The organism is Poriferisphaera corsica, assembly GCF_007747445.1.
GTDB lineage: Bacteria > Planctomycetota > Phycisphaerae > Phycisphaerales > Phycisphaeraceae > Poriferisphaera > Poriferisphaera corsica.
The window spans coordinates 4,164,634-4,186,384 of sequence record NZ_CP036425.1; the positions used below are offsets into that span (position 1 = coordinate 4,164,634).

Below are 21,751 nucleotides of genomic sequence, written 5' to 3' on the forward strand. Positions count from 1 at the left end.
TGCACGATTTGTGCAGCTTTTTCTTTTGCCCTATGTTCATACAAGGCCTAATCGCTTCAAACAATGACCATGCCATTTGAACGTGTGCACAATATAAGGGAATCCCTTTATTAAATATAGTGAATACTCTATTTTAACGCCCGATAATACCCTCCCTATTTAGCCCTCAAGTCAATCTTTTGACCTTGTCGATACCAATAACACCCAAGGGGCGGGTCCCGGAGCGTTAGACATTGGTGTCTGATTCAACGGAAAATGTAGCAGCACAGGTTCAGTCCCCCGAAGCACAGCCTGTACCGCCACCCAGTGGTGCATCCGACTATCGCATGCATTGCCGCCGGGTGAGTTCTTTATTTGGAAATACGGTATTAAGCGGCGCGATCTTTAGGATCGGACAGTCAGGCCAACTTTTGTGGGCCAGCGATTCAGCACGCGTTGTCCTTGGAATTCTTAACGCTTTCCATCACAACGCCCAGAACCAAAAGCTGAATCAACTCTGGCAACAATACTTATGGTCGCCAATAGATAAAAACGCATTGAAACCTCAGGTTCACATCATCCGTGACCCCAACTGGTTATGCTCTGCATCAGTCTATTGGCACCCTAAACACCCCACCGGCCTGACCGTTTCACTTTGGAATATCAAATCTGCTAGCCATCCAGGCCAAACATTGCAGGTTGATCCAATGTGGATTTCCATCCTCAGGAAGCTGAATTGCGATCTGACTTTTAAGTCATAACACCTCAGATCACACCTCAGTCATGCACCGTTCTATCTGGAAGGTCGGTGCTCCGATGAAACTCAGTAAAACCTCTGCGCATGCAGCACTCGCAATCGCGTTCTTGGCAAACCAAACAACACAAGGCCCTACTCAGGCCCGAACCGTTGCTGAACACCTCGGTGTTCCAACGGATTCAGCACTGAAAATCCTTCAGGCTCTTTCGAGACATCGTCTGATCAAGAGCCAACTCGGCCGTAGTGGTGGATACCTCCTCCATCGTCCCGCCGAAAGCATTAGCCTTCTCGAAATCGTTGAGGCTATTGACGGACCAATCGCTGGCGAAATGCCCATCAGCCAGCACACGGGCAAGCTTGATTACTCAATGAACATCCTCCAGAGCGCATGCCAAAATGCTGCTCAACAACTCCGCGATACGCTCTGCAAATACACTGTTGCAGATCTCGTCGTTGCAGAGGAGCAACCCACTTTCGCTGTTGCTGGCTAAACCTCAGTATAAACTTAAAACAACACTCAAAGTGCACCAACCGGTGCACTTTTTTTATCACCCCATATCTCAAATATCGGACTTGAACCCCCATAACATGCTTGAACAGCATAATTATCACACAAACATCGCTGTTATTTTTCCAGCATCAGGTGGTTCCCCTAAAGAGAGTCGCTTCTCTCTCCGATCCTGTAATCCAGAGCAGGTCGTGGAATGAATCCATTCACGTCTGCATGAGCACCTTAAGCTCAATAACGATCCAGTTTCTGGGGCAATACGTGTTCCATTGGAGGCTTGAAATATGTCTATTGAAAATACTGATAATACATCCGTTGCCGCTGATCATGGTGAAGCGATCACCACCTCAGAAGGCGAACTCCTTCAACTCGTCAGTTTCGTTGTTGGCGATGAAGAATTTGCAGTCCCCATCCTCAGTGTTCAGGAAATCAACCGCATGATGCAGATCACGCGCGTTCCTCAAAGTCCTGAATACGTTGAGGGTGTCATCAACCTGCGTGGCAAAATCATCCCTGTTATCGATCTCCGTAAGCGATTCGACATGGGTGAACTCAAAGATACCGCAGATGCACGTATCATTGTCATCGAAGTTGCAAACCGCGTCATCGGCTTCACCGTCGATCGTGTCAATGAAGTTCTTCGCATCAACTCTGATATTGTTGAGCCACCCCCATCTATCTGCAGCAGCATTGACACTGACTACATCCAAGGTGTAGGCAAGCTTGATGATCGTCTGCTTATCATGCTTAACCTCGAAAAATTGTTCGCTGGTTACGACGTTGATGAACTTGCGAAGGTTACAAAAGCCGCTGCATAAACCGCAATCAGAACATCAAAGCTCTCCGTAAGGGGAGCTTTGATTCCTTTTCATATCTTGATTGAAAGCGATTCGATGACGCCTACATCTCTAACATCTGCAAGCAAAATCAAAATGTCCGATGCACAATTCGATCAATTGCGCAAAGTCATCTATCAACGTGCAGGCATCCATTTTCTTGACTCAAAAAAATATGTTCTAGAAAGTCGACTTTCACGTCGCGTTGAAGAACTCGAATTCGACAACTTCGATCAATACATCATGTACCTGACCACTGGCCCATACCAGATGGACGAGTTTCAGGAGATGTTCAACCGCATCACGATCAACGAAACCAGTTTCTTCCGCAATGAGCCCCAGCTTCTATACTTCGAGCAAGAAATTCTCCCAAAGCTCATTGAAGCACGTCAGGCAAAGAAAACTCTGCGTATCTGGTCAAGCGCCTCATCCACAGGTGAAGAGGCCTATACGCTAGCCATCCAACTAACACGATCATTGGGCGTACGTGCACTCGATTGGAAAATCGAAATCCTTGGCACAGATATCAGTGAAAAAGTATTACTACAAGCCCAAGAAGCAAAATACCCGCATTACTCAGTTCGAACGCTCAGCCCAATGATTTTACAGCGGTACTTCAAACAGGACGGTAACTTTTACCATCTCGATCCCGCAATCAAATCAATGTGCCGTTTTGAAAAACTCAATCTCAAAGATCGACTCTCAGCAAAACGTTTCGGAACTTTTGATGTGATCTTCTGCCGCAATGTATTGATCTACTTTGACGATGACATGCGAAAATCTGTCATTAACATGTTCCACGATCAACTCGCCAAAGACGGTTGCCTATTCATTGGCCACTCGGAATCACTCAGAAACTTAAACGTGAAATTTGAACAGATCGCCGCACCTCAAGCATTCGCCTACACAAAGCTCTGAGGTATACAGGAGTACGACAATGTCTCTCGATGATATGGACCAAAGCCTGCTTCAGGACTTCCTAACCGAAGCTGGCGAATTAATTGAACAACTCGACAGCGATCTCGTTCAGCTTGAAAACGTCTCACCCGACGAATCTTCTGACCTCTGTAACAGCTGTTTTCGTGCGCTTCATACAATTAAAGGTGCCGCCAGTTTTTTAGGCCTCACCGCAGTTACAACTTTCGCGCACGCTGCCGAAGACTGCCTCAATTGTCTTCGTAAAGGCGAAATCCAAATCACACCAGATGTGATGGATGCGCTGCTTCGTAGTGCTGATATCGTCCGCGACCAAATCGAATCGCTTTCAAACGGCGAGGACCCCTCCGATGGTCCGCAAGATCTTATCGATCTTCTGCACAAACTCGCCTCTGGCACCACAAGTGATTCAAACGAAGAAGAACAAACTGCAGCCACACAGCCGATTAACAATGATTTACCCGGCGAAACACTTGATCTACCAGCTCAAAAAGTTGATCTGATCGAATTTATGGTCATTGATCTTCAAGATTATTCAAAACAGCTTGATGAGGTGTTCGAGAAAATCGGTAACGACGGCACACGTCATGACGCTGCCGAAATCCTCACTGAAATCGCAGATAACCTGATCAAGACCGCCGACTTCTTCGAATTAGATGCATTATGTAAGGTCGTCAAACTGCTTGACCGAATTGCATCAACTATCGACGAATGTCCACACAATCTACTTGATGAAGTCATCATTCGTCTGAATGCTGCCAAGTTCCTCATCGATGATCAAACCGAAATGCTCGGTAAAAACAGAGCCCTCCATTGGCCTCTCGATACTTTCGTCGAACGTACCGAGCAACTCTGTAATCATCAACCACTTGATCCCGATATCACAGGCAAGCACAACAACGACATCCAGCAGTTACTCATACTTGATCAGGTCATAGAAGAAAATGCATCAGCCAATGCAACACCTGAGCAACAAACAATCGCTAAACCTGAGAATGGTGCGGCAGCATCATCTTCGAATGATTCAACTGTAAAAACAGATACTCAGGCAGCCACGAAGAAAACAGTTGAACAAACGATACGTGTTGAAGTCAGCCGTCTCGAATCATTACTCAACCTCGTTGGGCAGCTTGTTCTAAACAAAAATCGAGTCCTCGCACTTACACGCAACTTACGTGATTCCGATACCAGCCACGATTTGAATGAAGAATTTGTCGGCGCAGCAGGCGAACTCGATCGTCTCATGGGTGAGTTACAAGTCAGTGTCATGCGTACCCGTATGCAGCCGCTTGCCAAACTCTTCGACCGTTACCCACGCGTGATCCGTGATATCGCTCGTATGACTGACAAAAAGATCAATCTGCAAATTGAAGGCAAGGAAACAGAGGTCGACAAGAGTGTTCTCGAACAACTCGCAGACCCCCTCGTCCATATTCTTCGAAATTCCGCAGATCATGGCGTTGAGTCCCCTGAAGCCCGTCTCGCAGTGAGTAAAGCTGAAATCGGAACGATCACACTTTCCGCCGAACATCAAGGTTCACACGTCCGCGTCGCAATCAAAGATGACGGCAAGGGTCTCGACCGTGAAGTCATCGGCAACAAAGCCATCGAACGCGGACTCACAACACAAGAGCAACTCGCTCAACTCACTGACTCCGATGTTTTCCGCTTCATCTTCGAAGCCGGCTTCTCTACCGCCGAGCAAGTCTCCGATCTCTCAGGTCGTGGCGTCGGCATGGATGTAGTCCGTACAAACATCAACAAGCTCAACGGCAGCATCAACATTCAATCCAAAAAAGGTCGTGGAACGACCATTGAAATCCTCATCCCGCTTACCGTCGCCATCATGCCCGCCATGGTTGTCGGCGTAGGCAACCACACATACTCCGTTCCACTACAAAGCATTCTCGAAATCGTCCGACCTACCGAAGAAGCCGTCTATTCAATCAACGGTCAGCAGGTCATGCGACTTCGTGACTCCGTCCTGCCTCTTATCAACATGAGGCACCGACTTAACGAAACTGAAACAGATAACGGTGACCGCTTTGCAGTCGTCGTTGCCGTTGGCGGCCAGACCGCCGGACTCGTCGTCGATCGTCTCATCGGTCAACAAGAAATCGTCATCAAACCTCTGGACGACACCTACACAGAGGGTGGTCCCTTCAGTGGCGCTACCATCCAGGAAGATGGTGAAGTTTGCCTCATCCTCGATGTCATCGAACTTCTTAAACACTCAGCGAACCTGGGACAGGAAAAGGCCGCGGCCTGATACTAGGAGATTCCGTATGAATCAGAACTACATTATCCCTTTTATGAAATCTGTGCAGAACGTCTTTGAGACGATGCTTCAGCTACCTGTACAGATTAAAGAACCAACACTGAAAAATGAAGATGAACCTTCCTTCGATGTCTCTGGCATCATCGGTATGTCTGGCGATGTTGACGGCACCGTCGTCTTAAGCTTCCCAACAACGACCGCTGAACGCATCGTTTCCATCTTCACCGGTATGGACATGACTTCTGAAAGTGAAGATTTTGCCGACGCCGTTGGTGAGCTCGTCAATATGGTATCCGGTGGTGCAAAAGCACAATTCACCGACAAAACCGTATCAATTTCTTGCCCTTCCGTCGTCATCGGTAGTAACCATCAAATCTTCGGCCAAAAGGATCTCACATGCATCCTGATCCCTTGCGAATCAGATTGCGGCGAGTTCTGCGTCGAAGTCGGTATACGCAACCTCGTAGCAGCTGAAGCAACTGCCTAATACTTGATTAGCAATACAACACAGAAAACAACATACATCAACTGGATGTGGAGTGAATAGAATGAAAGTCTTACTCGTAGACGATTCAAAAACCATGAGAAATATCCAAAAGGGTATTTTGACACAGCTCGGTTACGGCGAAATCGAGGAGGCCGTAGATGGTCTCGACGCCCTCTCTAAAGTCGGTGCCTTCGAGCCGGATCTACTTCTCGTCGACTGGAACATGCCTAACATGGATGGCCTGAGCTTCGTCAAAAAGTACCGCAGCATGGGTAAAACCTGCCCGATTATCATGGTCACAACTGAAGCCGAAAAAATGCGCGTCGTTGAAGCCATCAAGGCCGGTGTCAACAACTATGTCGTAAAACCGTTCACACCCGATGTTCTATCAGAACGTATCAAGGAAACCCTGGCTCGAACAGCTGCCTAATCTTTGATTAGGCGCTTTCGGCTCAATACAGGATTAGTGTTAAACGCGTTCATGTATAAATAATCTACAATCGCAAATTCCGCTTTTCTAGAATTTATACATCTCGATCCAAGGATCAACGCAATACACTTCTAAAGTACACTAAAAATGTCTGAAGCGCCGGAACAAAACATCATCCGAGCGATCACATCTCCGGATAAAACCTCCGCAGAACTTGTGCTACAAGAAAAAGCGGATCGTTCGCTGATCAATGAACCTCTCTGCCTCACAGCTCTCATGGAGGCAGGTATCGAGATCAACGATGAAGTCTCGAAAGCGCTTCAGAATTTCCTTAAAAAAGCTAAAGCTTCTCGCGACAAGGAAGTTAAACACACCATCGCTACCGCACAGCTACCCGTGCATGGTATCGATGGCACCGTTAACTGGATTCAGAAAGATGATGAGGCCGCCGAAGGTAAAGCCTCTCATTACAGCCGCTCTGCATTTGTGATGGTTCGTAAGAACGACATTCTTGGCACAATGGTTGATGCGCAAAAAGGTACCGATGGCCGCGATGTCACCGGTAAAACCATACCCGCCAAAGAACCTCTTCAATGCAATGTCGAAATCGATCCTTCCATACGCGTTGATAAAGATGGTAACCTTGTAGCGCAGCTCGATGGTGTCCTACTAACATCACATAAATTCGCCAAAATCGATCAACTTCTCGTTATCGACGACAACGTTGATTTCTCCACCGGCAATATTGATTTCACCGGCGACATTGAAATCATGCGCGACATACGTGACCGCTTTCACGTCAAAGCCTCCGGCAGTATCACAGTTCAAGGCTTTGTCGAAGATGCAACAATCGAATGCGGCAACTCACTAAAAATCACAAAGGGTTACGCCGGTCGCACACGCGCCGACACCATCGTTCTCGGCAATCTCTCAACCAAGTACCTCGACAATGTCAACGCTGAAGTTGGTCAAAATCTGCTCATCGATAAAGAGGCTATCAACTCAACGCTTATCGTTACAGGTGAAATTAAATCTCCCCTCGCCAGCTTCATTGGTTGCAATATTCAAGTCAGCAAAGCCGTCCACGTCAGCAACCTCGGCTCCGCTGGCAACGTCAAAACAACCGTTGTCCTCGGCAGCGTACCACGACTTCAAACCCTCGCGAATGAACTGAACGATATCATCGATCAGTTTAATTCTCACATCAATCAACTCAATCAGAAAATCGATCAGTTCAATCAAGCCTCTCAACAAAACAAGCTCAGCCCTAAAGATGCTGAAAAACATACCGAATACATGTTCAGTGTGCAGCACATCAACAAGACGCTGGAAAAGGCGGAACCCACTCTCACTAACCTCAACGCTCGCATCGACGACAATCGTAAAGTAAACGTACAAGTCGACCACGCCATTTATCCAAATGTCAGCTTCGTCACCGATGACATCTCATACACGATCAACGATCTCATCAAAGGCCCCGTATCTATCTTTGAAGACACAAACAAACAACTGGTATTCCAACGATCTGGCGCCAAGCCAAAACCGCTTTCCGATATATCCACAGTAAGAACACTCAAATCCCCTTCCTGAACACACGATATATACGCTAAGACACAACTGATTTAGAAAAATTAAACGCCATGAAAAAAATCAAAGTTCTAGTTGTTGATGACTCCGCCTTTATGCGTCGCGCAATCTCCGGCATGTTCGAAGACGAATCCGACATGCAAGTTATTAAGATCGCACGCAACGGCAAAGAGGCCGTCGAATACGCAAAAGAATTCCAACCAGATATCATCACACTCGATATCGAAATGCCCGAAATGGACGGCCTCACCGCTCTTCGCCGCATCATGAGACAGTCACCAACAAACGTCATCATGATCAGCTCTCTCACCACTGAAGGCTCAGTCGCATCTCTCCAAGCACTCCGTCTCGGAGCCGCCGATGTTCTCGCAAAAGACCACGCAACGTTCTCAACCAATATTCAGAATATCAAAGGCAAACTCCTCGAACTTTGCCGCGCCCTCGCGAAAAATAATCGGTTTAGGAAATCATCAACAACCACCTCCACCGCAAAACCACTTACTTCCGCCCGCGCCAGGCTCTTAGCCGCGATGGATAGTAAAAAGGACATCACAGATCTTCCTCTCAAAATCCCTGCCTATACTAGCTCGCAATTCGACATCATCTGTATCGGCTCCAGTACCGGCGGCCCCCCTGCCCTCGAATCAATACTTACTCAACTCCCCGAAGACTTTAAAACCCCAATCGTCATCGCTCAGCACATGCCTCGACTCTTCACCGAATCTATGGCTGTACGCCTCAACGATATCTGCGCAATCAACGTCAAGCATATCGATGACGGCATGAACATCGAGCCCGGCAACGTCTACATCGCGCCCGGTGCCAAACACACACATATCAAGAAAGCTGGCCTAACACGTCGCTACTTCCGTGTTAATGACGAACCCACATCCGCTGTCTACAAACCATCCGTCGACGCACTCTTCCAATCCGTCGCCCAAACCCTCGGCTCACGCGCTCTCGCTATCGTCCTCACCGGCATCGGCGAAGACGGCAAGATCGGCGCTCTAGAGCTCCACAACAAGGGCAGTAAAATCATCGCGCAGTACCCCGACTCTTGCGTTGTTTATGGCATGCCAAAAGCCGTCACCAACGAAAAAATCATTGACGCATCACTCTCCCCAGACAATATCGGGCAGTGCCTCAAAAACACACTTCATAACCAACAGCGCAAAGCCAGTTAACCAACCATTAAATAATAAAAAGGCGAGCATTCATCTGCTCGCCTTTTTTCATACCTCATATCTTCAAAGCATGGATTCGATCAACGTTTTTGCTTTCTTAATGTCCTCCACCCGCGACTCGCCCGCCTCTCGTTCAATCACATACTCACCTCCAAACCCATGCTCCTTCAGTACACCCACAAACGCATCCCAATCCACCTCACCAGTACCCACACATTCCTCACTCCCCCATGTCCCTACCGTCTTCGTCGCATTCGCATCTTTAACATGCACCTGTTTAACACGGCCAATCAATTTTCTCAGCGATTCAATCGGGTCACCCTTTCCATACAAAATCATATTCGCCGGATCAAAATTAATCCCCACATCTTCACGATTCAAATAATCTAAAAACGCATTCAAATCCTCTGCTGTCTCTTGACCCGTCTCAAACAACGTCACACTCCCCGCCGCCTTAAAAATATCTGCCACGGTATTAATCCGTTCACACAATTTTCCAAACACCGGATCATTCTGATCATGTGGTATGAACCCAGCATGAAATGTCATCACCTCAATCCCCTCAGCTTTCGCAATCGCCGCAACCTTCTCTGCCATCACCCGGTTATCCTCCCAATGCTCATCAACTGCCAACCCGCCCGTTGCCGCAATCGTTTCAAGCGTGCTGTAATCCTCACCCTTCGGCCCATACATCCCTGACACAATCTCAATCCCCGACGCTTTCAACCGATCAAACACACCCACCCAAGCTGCCGGTTCCTCAACAATCGGCGTCAGCCCCAACTGCACCTTCTTCAAACCCACCGCCTCCAAAGCATCCATTAACTCATCCGCATTGTTTGGCCGTAATGACCAACTACACACACCCATAGCAGAAGCACTCATAATCATTTCCTATCAATCTAATTGACTATCAAATCTCATTACGATGACACCACTGCCCCGTGATTATAACCATCCAATCACCTAAAAAAAATCGCTATCACGACTTTCTCTGCCAACCATACAAATTTCTTGTGATTCGCCCCCTGCTTTCATTATCATAAGGATTCATCAATTCATACCACCCTACCGCCGTACTGTTATCATGAAACACACGACCATTATCCTCGCCCTGCTTGCGATTCTCTCAATCACTTTCTCAGCATACGCCGCCCCACCCCGCCGCAAGCCTCAGCCCAAGCTCGACATGACCCTCACTGACGCCCAAGCCTATCATGTCCTATCGCGCCTCACTTTCAACGCAACCCCCACAGACCATCAAGCCCTCACTTCACAATCTTATAACGATTGGCTCGAATCCCAACTCAATCCATCATCAATCCCCAATTTAACCTCCCAATCTTACACTCAGAAAAACTTCCCAGCACTCTATCTATCAATTAGTGATGCGATCCGCACTTACAACCCGCCTTATGATAAAAACAAAGAACGAATCGACGAACAAAAAAAACGTAACCGTCTCCGTAACAACATCAACAAACAACTCCGCGCCTTCGTCATCTACAACGCAGTCAACTCTCCACGTCAGTTCGAGGAAGTTATTCTCGATTTTTGGCGCAACCACTTCACCGTCGATCAAAACAAAAATTTCCTCCCCTATCTCGCACCCGATTTTGAAAACACACTTCGAAAGCATGCTTTCGGACGATTCGATCAACTACTGCTCGCCACCGCTCAACACCCCGCTATGCTCCTCTATCTCGACAACAATATTTCACAAAAACCATTCACCGATCGCGAACAACGCATCGTCTCCGCAGCCGACCGTAGACGTACCCCAAAATCTCAATCTATTCAACAATTAGAGAGACAACGCGGCCTCAATGAAAACTACGCCCGTGAACTCATGGAGCTTCACACACTCGGCGTCGACAACGGCTACTCACAGCATGACGTCACCGAACTCGCCCGCGCCCTCACAGGCTGGACTGCCGCATGGATCAATGATGGCAAATACACCAATCAATCCAACCAAAACGCCACATATCAATTTTACTTCAATGAAAACGCCCACGACTTCAACCGCAAGAACATCCTCAACCTCCGTTTCTCCGGAAAATCCGGCATAAAAGAAGGCCTCGAAGTCATCACTAAACTTGCCCGTCACCGCAATACCGCCAACTTCATCGCCTACAAACTCTGTCGTTACTTCATCTCCGATACCCCACCCCCCGAAATCGTCAAAGCCGCCGCCAATACTTTCGTCCGAACCAAAGGCAACCTCACCGCTGTCTACCGCACAATACTCACGTCACAGCAATTCCTTAACCCGCAAAACCACCGCACCAAATTCCGTACACCCTTCGAGTTCACAATCGCCGCACTCCGTGCGACTAATGCAACCATCTCCCGCTATGATGCGATTGTCTATGCAATGGATAGAATGGGACAAAGTCTCTATCGCTGCCCCGACCCCACAGGCTACTACGATCAATCCGAAGCGTGGCTCGACCCCGGTGTCATGATCTACCGCTGGCAGTTCGCCCAAAACCTTGCGAATAACCGTATCAAAGGCGTCCGCGCCTCGTCCCTCTCTCCCAGCAACATCACCTCCATTCTCAACCCCGATACACTCAGCCCTGAGCTCAAAAAACTTTTACAACTCAACCCCTCCCCTGCCAACTATACAGCCCTCATCCTTGGCTCACCTGAATTCCAAATGCAATAAATCTCTCTCATTCCCATCATGCTTCACACACTTTTTGTATCATCGACCCAACCCCACAAATGAGTATGACCATGAGCACCACAAGACGACAATTCATCAAATCATCCGCCATCCTCACCGCTGCAGCAGCGGGTTCAATTTCCCCATGGTCAACCATCAAAGCCTTTTCGCAATCCACACCCCTCGCGCAAGCGCACGGCTGCAAAAAAACACCCACCCTCATCACCCTATACCTCCGCGGCGGCTCCGACCCTATCAACACCATCATCCCTTACGCTGATTCACTCTACCCAAAACTTCGACCTACCATCGCAGTCCCCACACACAATAAAAACAACAAGCCGCAAATCATCCCCATCAGCAACCATTTCGGTTTCCACCCTGCTGCCGCACCACTCGCCGAACTTTACAAACAAAATCTCCTCGCACCAATACTCTGCACAGGCTCCACCCACCCCACTCGTTCTCACTTCGACGCGCAAGATTTCATGGAGCGTGCCGCACCCGGCATCAAAACAATCACCGAAGGTTGGCTCAACCGTTTCCTTCAGCTCTCACAATCTTCTAACGACCACCCACTTCGCGCACTTTGCATGCAACCCATCCTCCCTCGCTCACTCCGCGGCCAATACCCCGTTGTTGCAGTCCCGGATTACGCCGCAGCCTCCGCCATCACCCAATTCCAATCACTATACACCTGCAAGGAAGGCGCATCCGCAGCCAACCTAAACGCAGCCAAACCCATCACCGCTGAACAAAATCGTCAGCGCATCATCCAAACCGGCCAACAGGCCATCCAACGCGTTCATCTCCTTGATACCCTCATCAAAAATTACAAGCCCCAAACCACATACCCCAACTCAAACCTCGGCTCACAACTCCGCGACCTTGCCGCTGTCATTAAAACAGATCAAAACCTCCAAATCGCCGCCATCGACTATAACGGCTGGGATCATCACACCTATCAAGGCGCCGCCACCGGTAACTTCTCTCGCATGCTCCAAAACGTCTCTAACTCTCTATTAGCCTTCTCCAAAGACCTTGGGCCGCACATCAACAACACCGTCATCCTCGTCATGACCGAATTCGGCAGAACCGTCAAAGAAAACGGAAACAACGGTACCGACCACGGCCACGGCGGCTACATGCTCGCTCTCGGTGGGCCCATCGCCGGTGGACAAATCCTCGGCAAATGGACAGGTCTCGATCAACGCGCCCTCTACCAATCACGCGATCTCCCCGTCCACACCGATTTCCGCGACGTCTTCTCCGCCGTCCTCAAAGGCCTCTTCCAATTCGATACCGACAAACACGACTTCTTCCCCAAATACAACGCAAACCCCCAACTCCTCAAACTATTCACCGCATAGACCTTATAACCATACGTCCGCCCCTACACACAACCCCCAGCACTCACTCCAAACCTTCCCCTTGACCGATCATCACCTGTAGCAACTTTACCCATGAGTCTTTCGCAGCTCATCGTTATTCATTGTCACAGGCGTTATCATGAAACCATATATTCAAATCCACGCTGCCCTCCTTCTTATTGTCCTTTTAATTCTCACCGCCTGTGAGCGTAAGTCCTCTCAAACCAGCACCGCCACTCAAATCAACACAATCCACTCGCTCTATACCGCACAATACGATGGCATCATCACCAGCGCCGAGCTCTCATCCTATGGCAATTTTGGCCTTGGCTCCTTCACCGGACTCGACGGTGAACTGATCATGCTCGACGGCATCCTTTACAAAGCTGATGAAAACGGCAAGCCTACCATCGCATCGCCATCAATCACCATTCCATTCGCAACCGTCACATTCTTTGCCTCTGAAACGGATATTCCTATCAATCAATCCCAACAGCTCGTTGACGTAAACGACATGCTCGTTCTAGATCGTCATATGTGCGAAAACAAACCCTACGCCATCAAAATCAAAGGCAGATTTAACTACATACACTACCGCTCATGGCCCAAACAAAACCCACCCTATATCGGCCTCAACTCTCTCGCCAATATTGAAAAACGCTACCTCGCCAAAGATATTGATGCAACCCTTATCGGCTTCTATTTCCCACAATGGTTCGGCCACGTCAACACCATCTCATTCCACTATCACTTCATCTCCGACGACCACACCATTGCCGGCCACGTCCTCGATACAAACATCCATAACGCCATCGTCCAAGTCGATCCCATCGATAAACTCGATATCATCTTCACACAATCCAAAACCTCACCCTCACAACCTACCAACGAGTATCCCTCCGCAGCTCCAAACACCATCGTAACCCCTCGCCCCCGTGATGTTCGTGAAGGCAACAACAACCCAAATCACAATAAACCAAATCCTCAAATCCCAAACAATCCCAGCAATCCAAATCGATAAATGCAACTTAATCTAATTAGTGATTAGCTATATAACATCCCTTTAACCGTGAACACGAACCTCACAACATTACACAGCGCGCTTCCACGATACACGCCTCTGATCACAACACTCTGGCTCATCTCTTTTTCTTGTAACGTCGCAGCGCTTCTCACTCCCTTTCTACGTATTAACCTCGCGCTCTCCCCCACTCGAATCTACTCCCTCCCTCACACCGTCCAGCTCATGTGGGAAGCCAAACTCTATCTCGTCGCTGCACTCATCGTCGGTTTCTCCATCATCTTCCCCTTCATCAAACTCGCACTCATCGCCATCACCTGGCTTCACATCACCTCTCCCCACAAACGACAAAAAACCATCGCCATTCTCGAAACCCTCGGCAAATGGTCCATGCTCGACATCTTCATCGTCTGCATCCTTCTCGTCCTCACCACCAACCAAGTCGTCATCTCCTCAGCTATACGCTTCGGTGTTTATCTCTTCCTCATCGCCATCACACTCTCCATGATCACCTCCCTCATCATCCAAACCATCTCACGTCCCATCGACACACCAAATCGCAAACGTAACGACACCTCCCCCGTCTGTATTGCTACAAAATCTTCAAAACTCTCCTTCCTCTATGCATCACTTTGGCTCCTCGCCCTCATCGCATTACTCACCGCCATCGGCTTTCCCTACTTCCGCATCCAAGGCTTCTTCTTCAACCAGCACGCCTACTCCATCTTCCGCACCACCACCACACTCTTCAAAGCCGGCGCCCCCATCTTTGCCGCCTTCCTTTTCCTCGTCCTCATCATCACCCCTTTCCTCCACCTTATTTTCAACCTCCTACTCTATCTCGGCGACCTCACCCCAAAACGCCGACACCTCCTCCACCTCATCACCCACGCCCTCACCTCATGGTCAATGCTCGACGTCTTCGCACTCGCCCTTCTCATCTTTCTCCTCGAGGGCCATTCTCTCATCAAAACCGCGATCCGCCCCGGGCTCATTCTCCTCGTCATCGCTGTCATCCTCCTCACCATCATTTCTCATCTACTCGCATCGCTCCAATCCAAACACACCAAGATCTAACCTCACCTCCTTACCCAATAGAAAAACCCCACGAGTTTTCACTCGCAGGGCCATAACATTCTTCCTATCTGGTTATTAGAGCAATCTGCGTGAGTATCTGGCCATTCGATGATTCTGCAATCGTTCCAGATACCTCCGCTCAACGCTCCGGAATTAGCGAGGCGATACCAGCGGAGGTTTCACATTACCCGTCATGATATACATGTCAGGCAACTCCATCATCTCAACCTTACCGGTACGCAACTTCGCATCAACCAGGTGACCGCCATGACGCGCATCGTCCTGAATGAAATGGAACGTGTAACGCTTAAAGTTCAACTCGCCCATGAATGGCGGATAGTAGAACCCAACCAGCGTACCCTTCACATTATCATTCTCATATACATGCTCGTTCTTCACCGCCTGATCGTATGGCACATAATTCTGTGTCAACGTCAAACAACGATAACGAACCGTATCAAACGTTCCCGTAAACTTGATCGCATTCACATGCTCAGGATTAATCACCTGATCATCCAAAAGCTTCTCAAAGTCCGAATACGTCATCGTATTCGATACGGGCCAGCTCTTCTGTGAACTGAAATGCGTAACCGTCGCAAACGGTGTCTGTACCGTCGGTGCCGGCTTCGTCAGCTCATCTCCAACACATGACTGGTATAGCTCACCATCTAACATGATCAGCTCACCATTCAAGTTTTCCGCCACGCCTATACCAAAGTCCCCATACGACTGCAGCTCCGCTACCGTCATCTGTCCTTGGTAAGCCCCAATCTCAAGCGCTTGTGCCGTGCCAATCTGATTGACCGACCCAACCTTTTGAGTTTTGACCTTTGACGTCGTTTCACATCCGACGCCAACCGCGACTACTGTCGCAATCGTAAATAATGATAAAGTTCTTTTCATGGTGCATGTCCCCTGCTAGGAAGAATAGCGTGTTACTAACCGAAACAGTCTTGCCATGCCCAATTATCTTCGGCACCAAAACCTCGCATATCAACCCAAGCAGGGTAAAATCTCCTCCACTCCTCCTATCCCCCTCATTATCAAGACTGATTTTTCATCCCATATTTTACATCTAACCATTAGTTAGCCTGATAATATCTATCCCCTGATTAGTCCAAACATATAAAAAGCGGCTTGCCTCTCAGCAAACCGCTCAATGACTTCTTAATCCGTTATTCAGACCTCTACTCCAAATAATCCACCGAATAATCCGGCGTACTCACATCATAATTCTGCCGGCTACCAACATCATCACCATAAATCAGACGCCGCTTCTCTACACGATAACAACCACCCAACATCATCCCGCCCATCACCAACATTAAAATCACTAACGTTCGCATCATGAACCTTTCATTCCTATAACCCAACACCTAGAGCAATTTGCGTGATTATTTAGAGAGCTTGAGTTGAAGTCCGAAGCAGCCAACTCACTAAATACCTGCATTACTTTGTAATCGACCCACTGGCCAACACGGAAAGTATTTACGAAACGCTCTATCCTCAATCTCATGCCGCGCATTCTACCACACCCTCCCTCACATCCAACCTTGTCACCATTGTCGCACACCAAATCCCACCCAATTGTCCATCACACGACTAAGGTTTTCTACCACACCATCCAGAACAATAACACACCACACCCCACATAGCCGACATCTATACAATCCAATCTCATTAACGCGCCCCTCTCAACGCCCACTTCCCCTATCCTCAGCGAGTCTCGCCTATGCACACAACACCCGACATCGCAAAGCTCGGCTCACGCCCCCCCTTATCCCTCATCGATGCCCGTCTCCAACTTCACCACGCCGCACAAATCCTCCAAGCCGCAGCCGACGCACTCCTCACCAACCAACCCGATGACTCTCACGCAGCCCTCAACTTCCATGCCGACTCCGCCGCCCTCTCTACCCAACCCCTCCCCAATGATTACACCCTCAGCCTCATCCTTCCCACCCCACTACTCATGCTCACCGATGCATCACAAAACATCATCACCGAAACCCCACTTCTCGGACTCACCATCGCCGACGCCCTCGACTGGACAGCTCGGCAACTCGAACACTTCCTCCCTTCACATCCCACCCCACCCGATATCCAACTACGCCTCCGCAACTACGAACTCCCCTTCCATCATGTCCTCGAAGACGAACCCTTTCGCCTCAAGTACCCACATCACTTCGATGAAGTCGCCCGCTACTTCTCCTTCGCTCACCGCCTACTCGATCTCTTCACTCGCAACCTCCCCAACACCTCACCCATTCACGTTTGGCCACACCACTTCGACATCGCCACGCTCATCTACCTCGACCCCGACATGCCCCCGCAAAAATCTAGAACCATCGGCCTCGGCCTCTCCCCCGGCGACAAACATATCCCCGCTCCTTACCTCTACATCACGCCTTACCCCACCAACAACATTAATCCCAATACACTACCCACCCCGCCCCACCACACCGCATGGGCCTCCACTTTCCTCGGCCTCACCATCCCCGCAACCGAAATCCTCGCCATCCCCCACGAACATCGCATCCCCACCCTCATCGAAACCCTCACCCAATCCACCATCCTAACCCGCCAACTCCTCTCCAACACTTAGCGATCATCAACATCTACAGCCACCGTCTTCGTTTTACCAATCCCTTTCATTAGCAACTGTACACCCTTCTCATATCCTGCCTCACATATATCTAGCCCCTCATTCTTACTCAGCACAAAATCAAACACCGCTTTCGCCAACAACTTCGCCTGATCTGACATATCATCCCAACTCCCCGTCAACCGCACTGCCTTCTTGCAAAATTTCACCTTATCCTTCACTGTCCCCGAACTCGCCTGATACGGATTCGCAATCCCGCTCGGCTTCGCCTTCGTCACATCCTCAAACAAACTCTCTAAATACGCCCCAAATTTCTTCGCATCCTTATCCCCCGGCATACCTTGATATTCAACCTCATTGATCTCAGCAGTCGCAATCCCATCTTCCAATCCCGAATACTCATCCAGCACACCCTTGATAACACTCGCCGATAGCAAACACTCCATCTCGCGTGATTCAATTTTGTAATAACGATCCCCCAACGATGCTTTCAACTTTTCATGCCGCTCATCCTTCCCATAATCACTATCCGACACCAACATCAACTCACCGCACAAATTTTTTGGCTGCATACACTCATCTTCACGATCCGAACAATCAAAAAAGTGCGTTATGTTCCCGCCACCATACTCTACAAACGCATAATGAATATCCTGCACAAACTTCTGCTTAATCAATCCCTCATCCAACAACTTCCCCTGCAAGCACGCCAGATACTTTCCGATATAAAGTCGATCCGTAATTCCCTCCACCCAAATCGTGCAATTCGATAGAAACACCGATGAATTGCGCACCCCAAGCTCATTCAGTAACGAAAAATCTTCATTACTGACATTCCGAATCTCAAACTTCGCTTCCTTCTCATCACCTACTTCGTTTTCATTCAGCACCTTACGCAATTTGTAAACCGAAATCCGATCATGATCCAAAGTCATATCCAGAAAATGATGCGAATGCGTCGTCACAAAAACTTGCCGCGTACCATTGCATGGAATCGTACTAATCGAATCAATAAACTGCCTTAGCATCCCCGGATGCATATAAAGCTCCGGCTCTTCAATAAACAACAAAAGATCACGATCACGATGTAAAAACATCGGCAAGGTCATAATAATGATGTGCTGTATTCCATCTCCAAGCTGATGAATTGGGTATTCTTGTTCATCCCCAATTTTTATATACAAGCCACTTTTTTTATCACTAACGCCTGAAAATCTACTTATGCCTGCGGGCCTTCTTGTTATCAATTCCACAGGTTCAGAATTAAAAAACTGCTTTGACAAATATTGTTGGAAATCTCTTACAGCGTTTCTTTCTTTCAAAGAACTATGTTGATACTGAAAAATTGTCTCATTCACATTCAACCCACTGAATATCTCATTATTTTCTGCGCGATTTGAATCTGCATTGCCTACACTAGATCGATTCTGTAAACGCCCCTGATTTTTAAAATAATCATCAACAGTGGTACTAGTGTATCCACTCCCACGAAAACCTCTGAGAGTTGGAATATAAACAGGGTATAAGTTTTCTAGCTTACGGGTGATTTCACTATATTCTTTATTTAACCCATTCCTATCTGAATGTTTCGAAAAATACTTATCTATATAGGCATTCAGAGCACTCATTGACCCATGCATTCCTGATTTTTTTAATCCAGTGTCACAAATAGATACTAATTTGTGAACATCACTGTGCTTACCCTTATCTTCTAATCTTGATTTGATTGCTTCCTTAACAATGTTCAAATTTTGCTGAAATATTACTGTAAAGATAGAGTTTTCATAGGTTAAACTGCTTGAATTAAATAATGCTCTCAAGAGGCGGCTTTTGCCACAATTGTTGGGGCCAATCAAAACATTTATCAAGGATAAATTTTGTAAATCATCCGCAATTTGTCCCGTACTTGCCCCATAATAGTTATTTAAAGTAGACGGTACCTTAATCACTTCATACAAGTGGCATATTTTTGCAATTGAATTACCAGTATTTTTCATAGCTATATCGTCTTGTGATATAGCGCAAAGTCAATGATTTTTTAGACTCCAACCGTATATCTAACTGATAGTTAGAGTTGTGTTGTAATTTCCTCACTCAAACTTCACGCCCATCCGTCCAATCAGATCATCAAACTGATCCAGCGAATAGAACTCAATACTCAGCGTACCGCTTCCCTTCTTGCGGCCAGGCCGAATCTTAATCTTCGTCGATAATTGCTCCGCCAGATGCTTCTCGAGATCCGCCATCTGCGCCGCCTTCCGCACCTTTGCCTCATCATCCCCAGCCTCTTTTTCCTTCGCATCCCCATCACCGCCCTGCCCTCGCGCCAACTTGCGAACCTCCATCTCCATCCGCCGTACCGACCACGCTTCCGCCACAGCCTTCTTCGCCATCGCCAACTGAATCCCCTCATCCTCAATCCCCGCCAGCGCCCGCGCCTGCCCCATCGACAAATCGCCTCGACGCAACATCGCTCGCACATCATCACATAACTTCAGTAACCGCAAATGGTTAGTAACTGTTGCCCGTTCCACACCCACGCGTTCCGCCACATCAGAATGGCTCAAACTAAACACCTCAGCCAGCCGTTTAAAAGCCTCCGCCCGCTCGATCGGGTTTAAATCCTCACGTTGCAGATTCTCAACCAGCGCCCACTCCGCCAACTGCTCATCATCCAGCTCCCGCACAAAGCCCGGCATCACATCCAGACCCGCCAACTGGGCCGCACGCCAACGACGCTCACCCGCCACCAGTTCAAATCGATGCCCTTCTTCATCAGCCTCTTCCATCGCCCGCACGATGATTGGCTGCATCAATCCGTCCTTCTTAATTGATTCCGATAACGCACCAAGCGCACGCTCATCAAATTCCTGTCGCGGCTGGTATCGGTTCGGCACAATCTCACTCACAGCCAAATACCGCAACCCCATATCCCCCCCTTTTTCACCAACATTTTGCTGAGGCCCAACCGGCTCTTCATCGTCTGACGCCACTTCAACCAATTTCCTCACAACCTCTTCTTTAACCGCCTCAACCACCTTCTCGCCCTTACCAGCCGCGATATTCTCGGCCGCACCCTCCGCCTCAATAATTTCATTCGCACTCACCATCTTCACTACCCCAACCTCAACCACTGGCGCACTCTCCGCAACCTTCTCCGCAACATCACCCCCCTGCTTCGTTTTCTCTTCTTTGGCCGCAACACTCTTCACCTCTTGCGTTGGCAACTCTTGCGCTCCACGTGAAACTTTCTCTCCCCCATCTTCCTCCACGCCCCCCTGCTTTACTTCAACAGCCAAAGCCACATCATCGTTCTGTATCTCGGATGTCTTTTCTTCTGTAGGATCAACCGGCGGCTTCACATCCACTGGCTTTGCCATCAAACTACTCAAACCCCGCCCTAAACGTGATGCTCGCTTCTTAGCCGCCATATTCTGATACTCCAATTCCGCAGCCGAAGCTGCTTTTGTTCTTTGAATTATTTCCCATTCCCCGCTAGCTATCCCCAGTTTTTTCTCAAATCAGCCTCTATCTAAATTCGATTTAAGCTAAATTCGCCCCTTAATCCTCCCCAAAAATACAACCTCAATAGTGTACCGAGCACCCATCCACCTCAACAAGTAAATCTCTTGACCACCTCATTATCCACACAAATCACGTAAGTCACCTTGTCGATACCCCATTTTGCTCTCATTTAGCACATTCAAATTGCTATCTGAAAACAATAACAACCCATTTTACATCCATAACCTTAACCGCCAATGAGGATGTTTCACGTGGAGCGCATCACAACAATGCTCTTGAAAATCCACCCAGGGCCCGATAAACATCATTCACTCGCCACTGACCCGCGATCGCGCACCCTTGACCTGCGCTCACCCATGCCAACCTTACCTATTTCCTCATCCCGTATACCCTCAATTCTTACCGATTCCTCAACCTCTTCATGCGCAAAATACTATTTGATAACTCAACCTGTTCCACGTGAAACATCTTTCTTACATCCACTTCGTCTCAATTGCGCC

19 protein-coding genes are annotated in these 21,751 nt (G+C 48.4%); 14 read left to right on the forward strand and 5 right to left on the reverse strand.

Annotated elements, in window-relative coordinates:
* The first annotated feature begins 236 nt into the window (after positions 1-236).
* From KS4_RS16895 to KS4_RS16935, 9 genes are all read left to right on the forward strand, one after another.
* On the forward strand, positions 237-740 hold the full coding sequence (locus KS4_RS16895) for a hypothetical protein (protein WP_145081002.1): 504 nt from the start codon (positions 237-239) through the stop codon (positions 738-740).
* A gap of 55 nt (positions 741-795) precedes the next feature.
* Complete coding sequence (locus KS4_RS16900; RefSeq protein WP_200761387.1) at positions 796-1,227, forward strand: RrF2 family transcriptional regulator; 432 nt, start codon at positions 796-798, stop codon at positions 1,225-1,227.
* 301 nt (positions 1,228-1,528) lie between these two features.
* Positions 1,529-2,062: a chemotaxis protein CheW gene (locus KS4_RS16905; RefSeq protein ID WP_145081008.1), complete on the forward strand. Its 534-nt coding sequence runs from the start codon at positions 1,529-1,531 to the stop codon at positions 2,060-2,062.
* Between the two features lie 114 nt (positions 2,063-2,176).
* Positions 2,177-2,998 (forward strand): CheR family methyltransferase, encoded by an 822-nt coding sequence (locus KS4_RS16910; protein ID WP_200761388.1) that lies wholly within the window; start codon positions 2,177-2,179, stop codon positions 2,996-2,998.
* Positions 2,999-3,017: 19 nt separating this feature from the next.
* A complete protein-coding gene (locus tag KS4_RS16915; protein WP_145081014.1) occupies positions 3,018-5,285 on the forward strand; it encodes a chemotaxis protein CheA in 2,268 nt (755 codons plus the stop codon).
* 16 nt (positions 5,286-5,301) lie between these two features.
* Positions 5,302-5,781, forward strand: coding sequence for a chemotaxis protein CheX (locus tag KS4_RS16920; protein WP_200761389.1), 480 nt, complete (start codon positions 5,302-5,304; stop codon positions 5,779-5,781).
* A gap of 61 nt (positions 5,782-5,842) precedes the next feature.
* Positions 5,843-6,211: a response regulator gene (locus tag KS4_RS16925; RefSeq protein WP_145081020.1), complete on the forward strand. Its 369-nt coding sequence runs from the start codon at positions 5,843-5,845 to the stop codon at positions 6,209-6,211.
* Between the two features lie 147 nt (positions 6,212-6,358).
* A complete protein-coding gene (locus KS4_RS16930) occupies positions 6,359-7,801 on the forward strand; it encodes a DUF342 domain-containing protein (protein ID WP_145081023.1) in 1,443 nt (480 codons plus the stop codon).
* Between the two features lie 50 nt (positions 7,802-7,851).
* On the forward strand, positions 7,852-8,982 hold the full coding sequence (locus KS4_RS16935) for a protein-glutamate methylesterase/protein-glutamine glutaminase (RefSeq protein WP_145081026.1): 1,131 nt from the start codon (positions 7,852-7,854) through the stop codon (positions 8,980-8,982).
* 63 nt (positions 8,983-9,045) lie between these two features.
* Here KS4_RS16935 and KS4_RS16940 read toward each other — a convergent pair whose 3' ends face one another.
* On the reverse strand, positions 9,046-9,867 hold the full coding sequence (locus KS4_RS16940) for a sugar phosphate isomerase/epimerase family protein (protein WP_200761390.1): 822 nt from the start codon (positions 9,865-9,867) through the stop codon (positions 9,046-9,048).
* Positions 9,868-10,069: 202 nt separating this feature from the next.
* Here KS4_RS16940 and KS4_RS16945 point away from each other — a divergent pair, with 202 nt between their 5' ends.
* The 4 genes from KS4_RS16945 (at position 10,070) to KS4_RS16960 (ending at position 15,121) form a co-directional block, all read left to right on the forward strand.
* Entirely contained in the window at positions 10,070-11,653 is a 1,584-nt protein-coding gene (locus KS4_RS16945; RefSeq protein ID WP_145081032.1) for a DUF1800 domain-containing protein, read from the forward strand.
* Between the two features lie 71 nt (positions 11,654-11,724).
* Positions 11,725-13,023, forward strand: a complete 1,299-nt coding sequence (locus KS4_RS16950; protein WP_200761391.1) for a DUF1501 domain-containing protein — start codon at positions 11,725-11,727, stop codon at positions 13,021-13,023.
* Between the two features lie 139 nt (positions 13,024-13,162).
* Entirely contained in the window at positions 13,163-14,044 is an 882-nt protein-coding gene (locus KS4_RS16955) for an acetolactate decarboxylase (protein ID WP_145081035.1), read from the forward strand.
* Positions 14,045-14,092: 48 nt separating this feature from the next.
* Positions 14,093-15,121: a paraquat-inducible protein A gene (locus tag KS4_RS16960; protein ID WP_145081038.1), complete on the forward strand. Its 1,029-nt coding sequence runs from the start codon at positions 14,093-14,095 to the stop codon at positions 15,119-15,121.
* Between the two features lie 153 nt (positions 15,122-15,274).
* On the opposite strand, the gene KS4_RS16965 is transcribed toward KS4_RS16960, so the two are convergent.
* Both KS4_RS16965 and KS4_RS17790 read right to left on the reverse strand, forming a co-directional pair.
* Complete coding sequence (locus KS4_RS16965) at positions 15,275-16,024, reverse strand: acetolactate decarboxylase (protein WP_145081041.1); 750 nt, start codon at positions 16,022-16,024, stop codon at positions 15,275-15,277.
* 284 nt (positions 16,025-16,308) lie between these two features.
* Positions 16,309-16,470, reverse strand: a complete 162-nt coding sequence (locus tag KS4_RS17790) for a hypothetical protein (protein ID WP_200761392.1) — start codon at positions 16,468-16,470, stop codon at positions 16,309-16,311.
* A gap of 383 nt (positions 16,471-16,853) precedes the next feature.
* On the opposite strand from KS4_RS17790, the gene KS4_RS16970 reads away from it, so the two are divergent.
* A complete protein-coding gene (locus KS4_RS16970) occupies positions 16,854-17,726 on the forward strand; it encodes a hypothetical protein (protein ID WP_145081044.1) in 873 nt (290 codons plus the stop codon).
* Here the strand turns inward: KS4_RS16970 and KS4_RS16975 are convergent.
* A complete protein-coding gene (locus KS4_RS16975; RefSeq protein ID WP_145081047.1) occupies positions 17,723-19,723 on the reverse strand; it encodes an ATP-dependent nuclease in 2,001 nt (666 codons plus the stop codon). The genes KS4_RS16970 and KS4_RS16975 overlap by 4 nt on opposite strands.
* Positions 19,724-19,816: 93 nt before the next feature.
* A complete protein-coding gene (locus tag KS4_RS16980; RefSeq protein WP_145081050.1) occupies positions 19,817-21,157 on the reverse strand; it encodes a ParB/RepB/Spo0J family partition protein in 1,341 nt (446 codons plus the stop codon).
* Between the last annotated feature and the right edge of the window lie 594 nt (positions 21,158-21,751).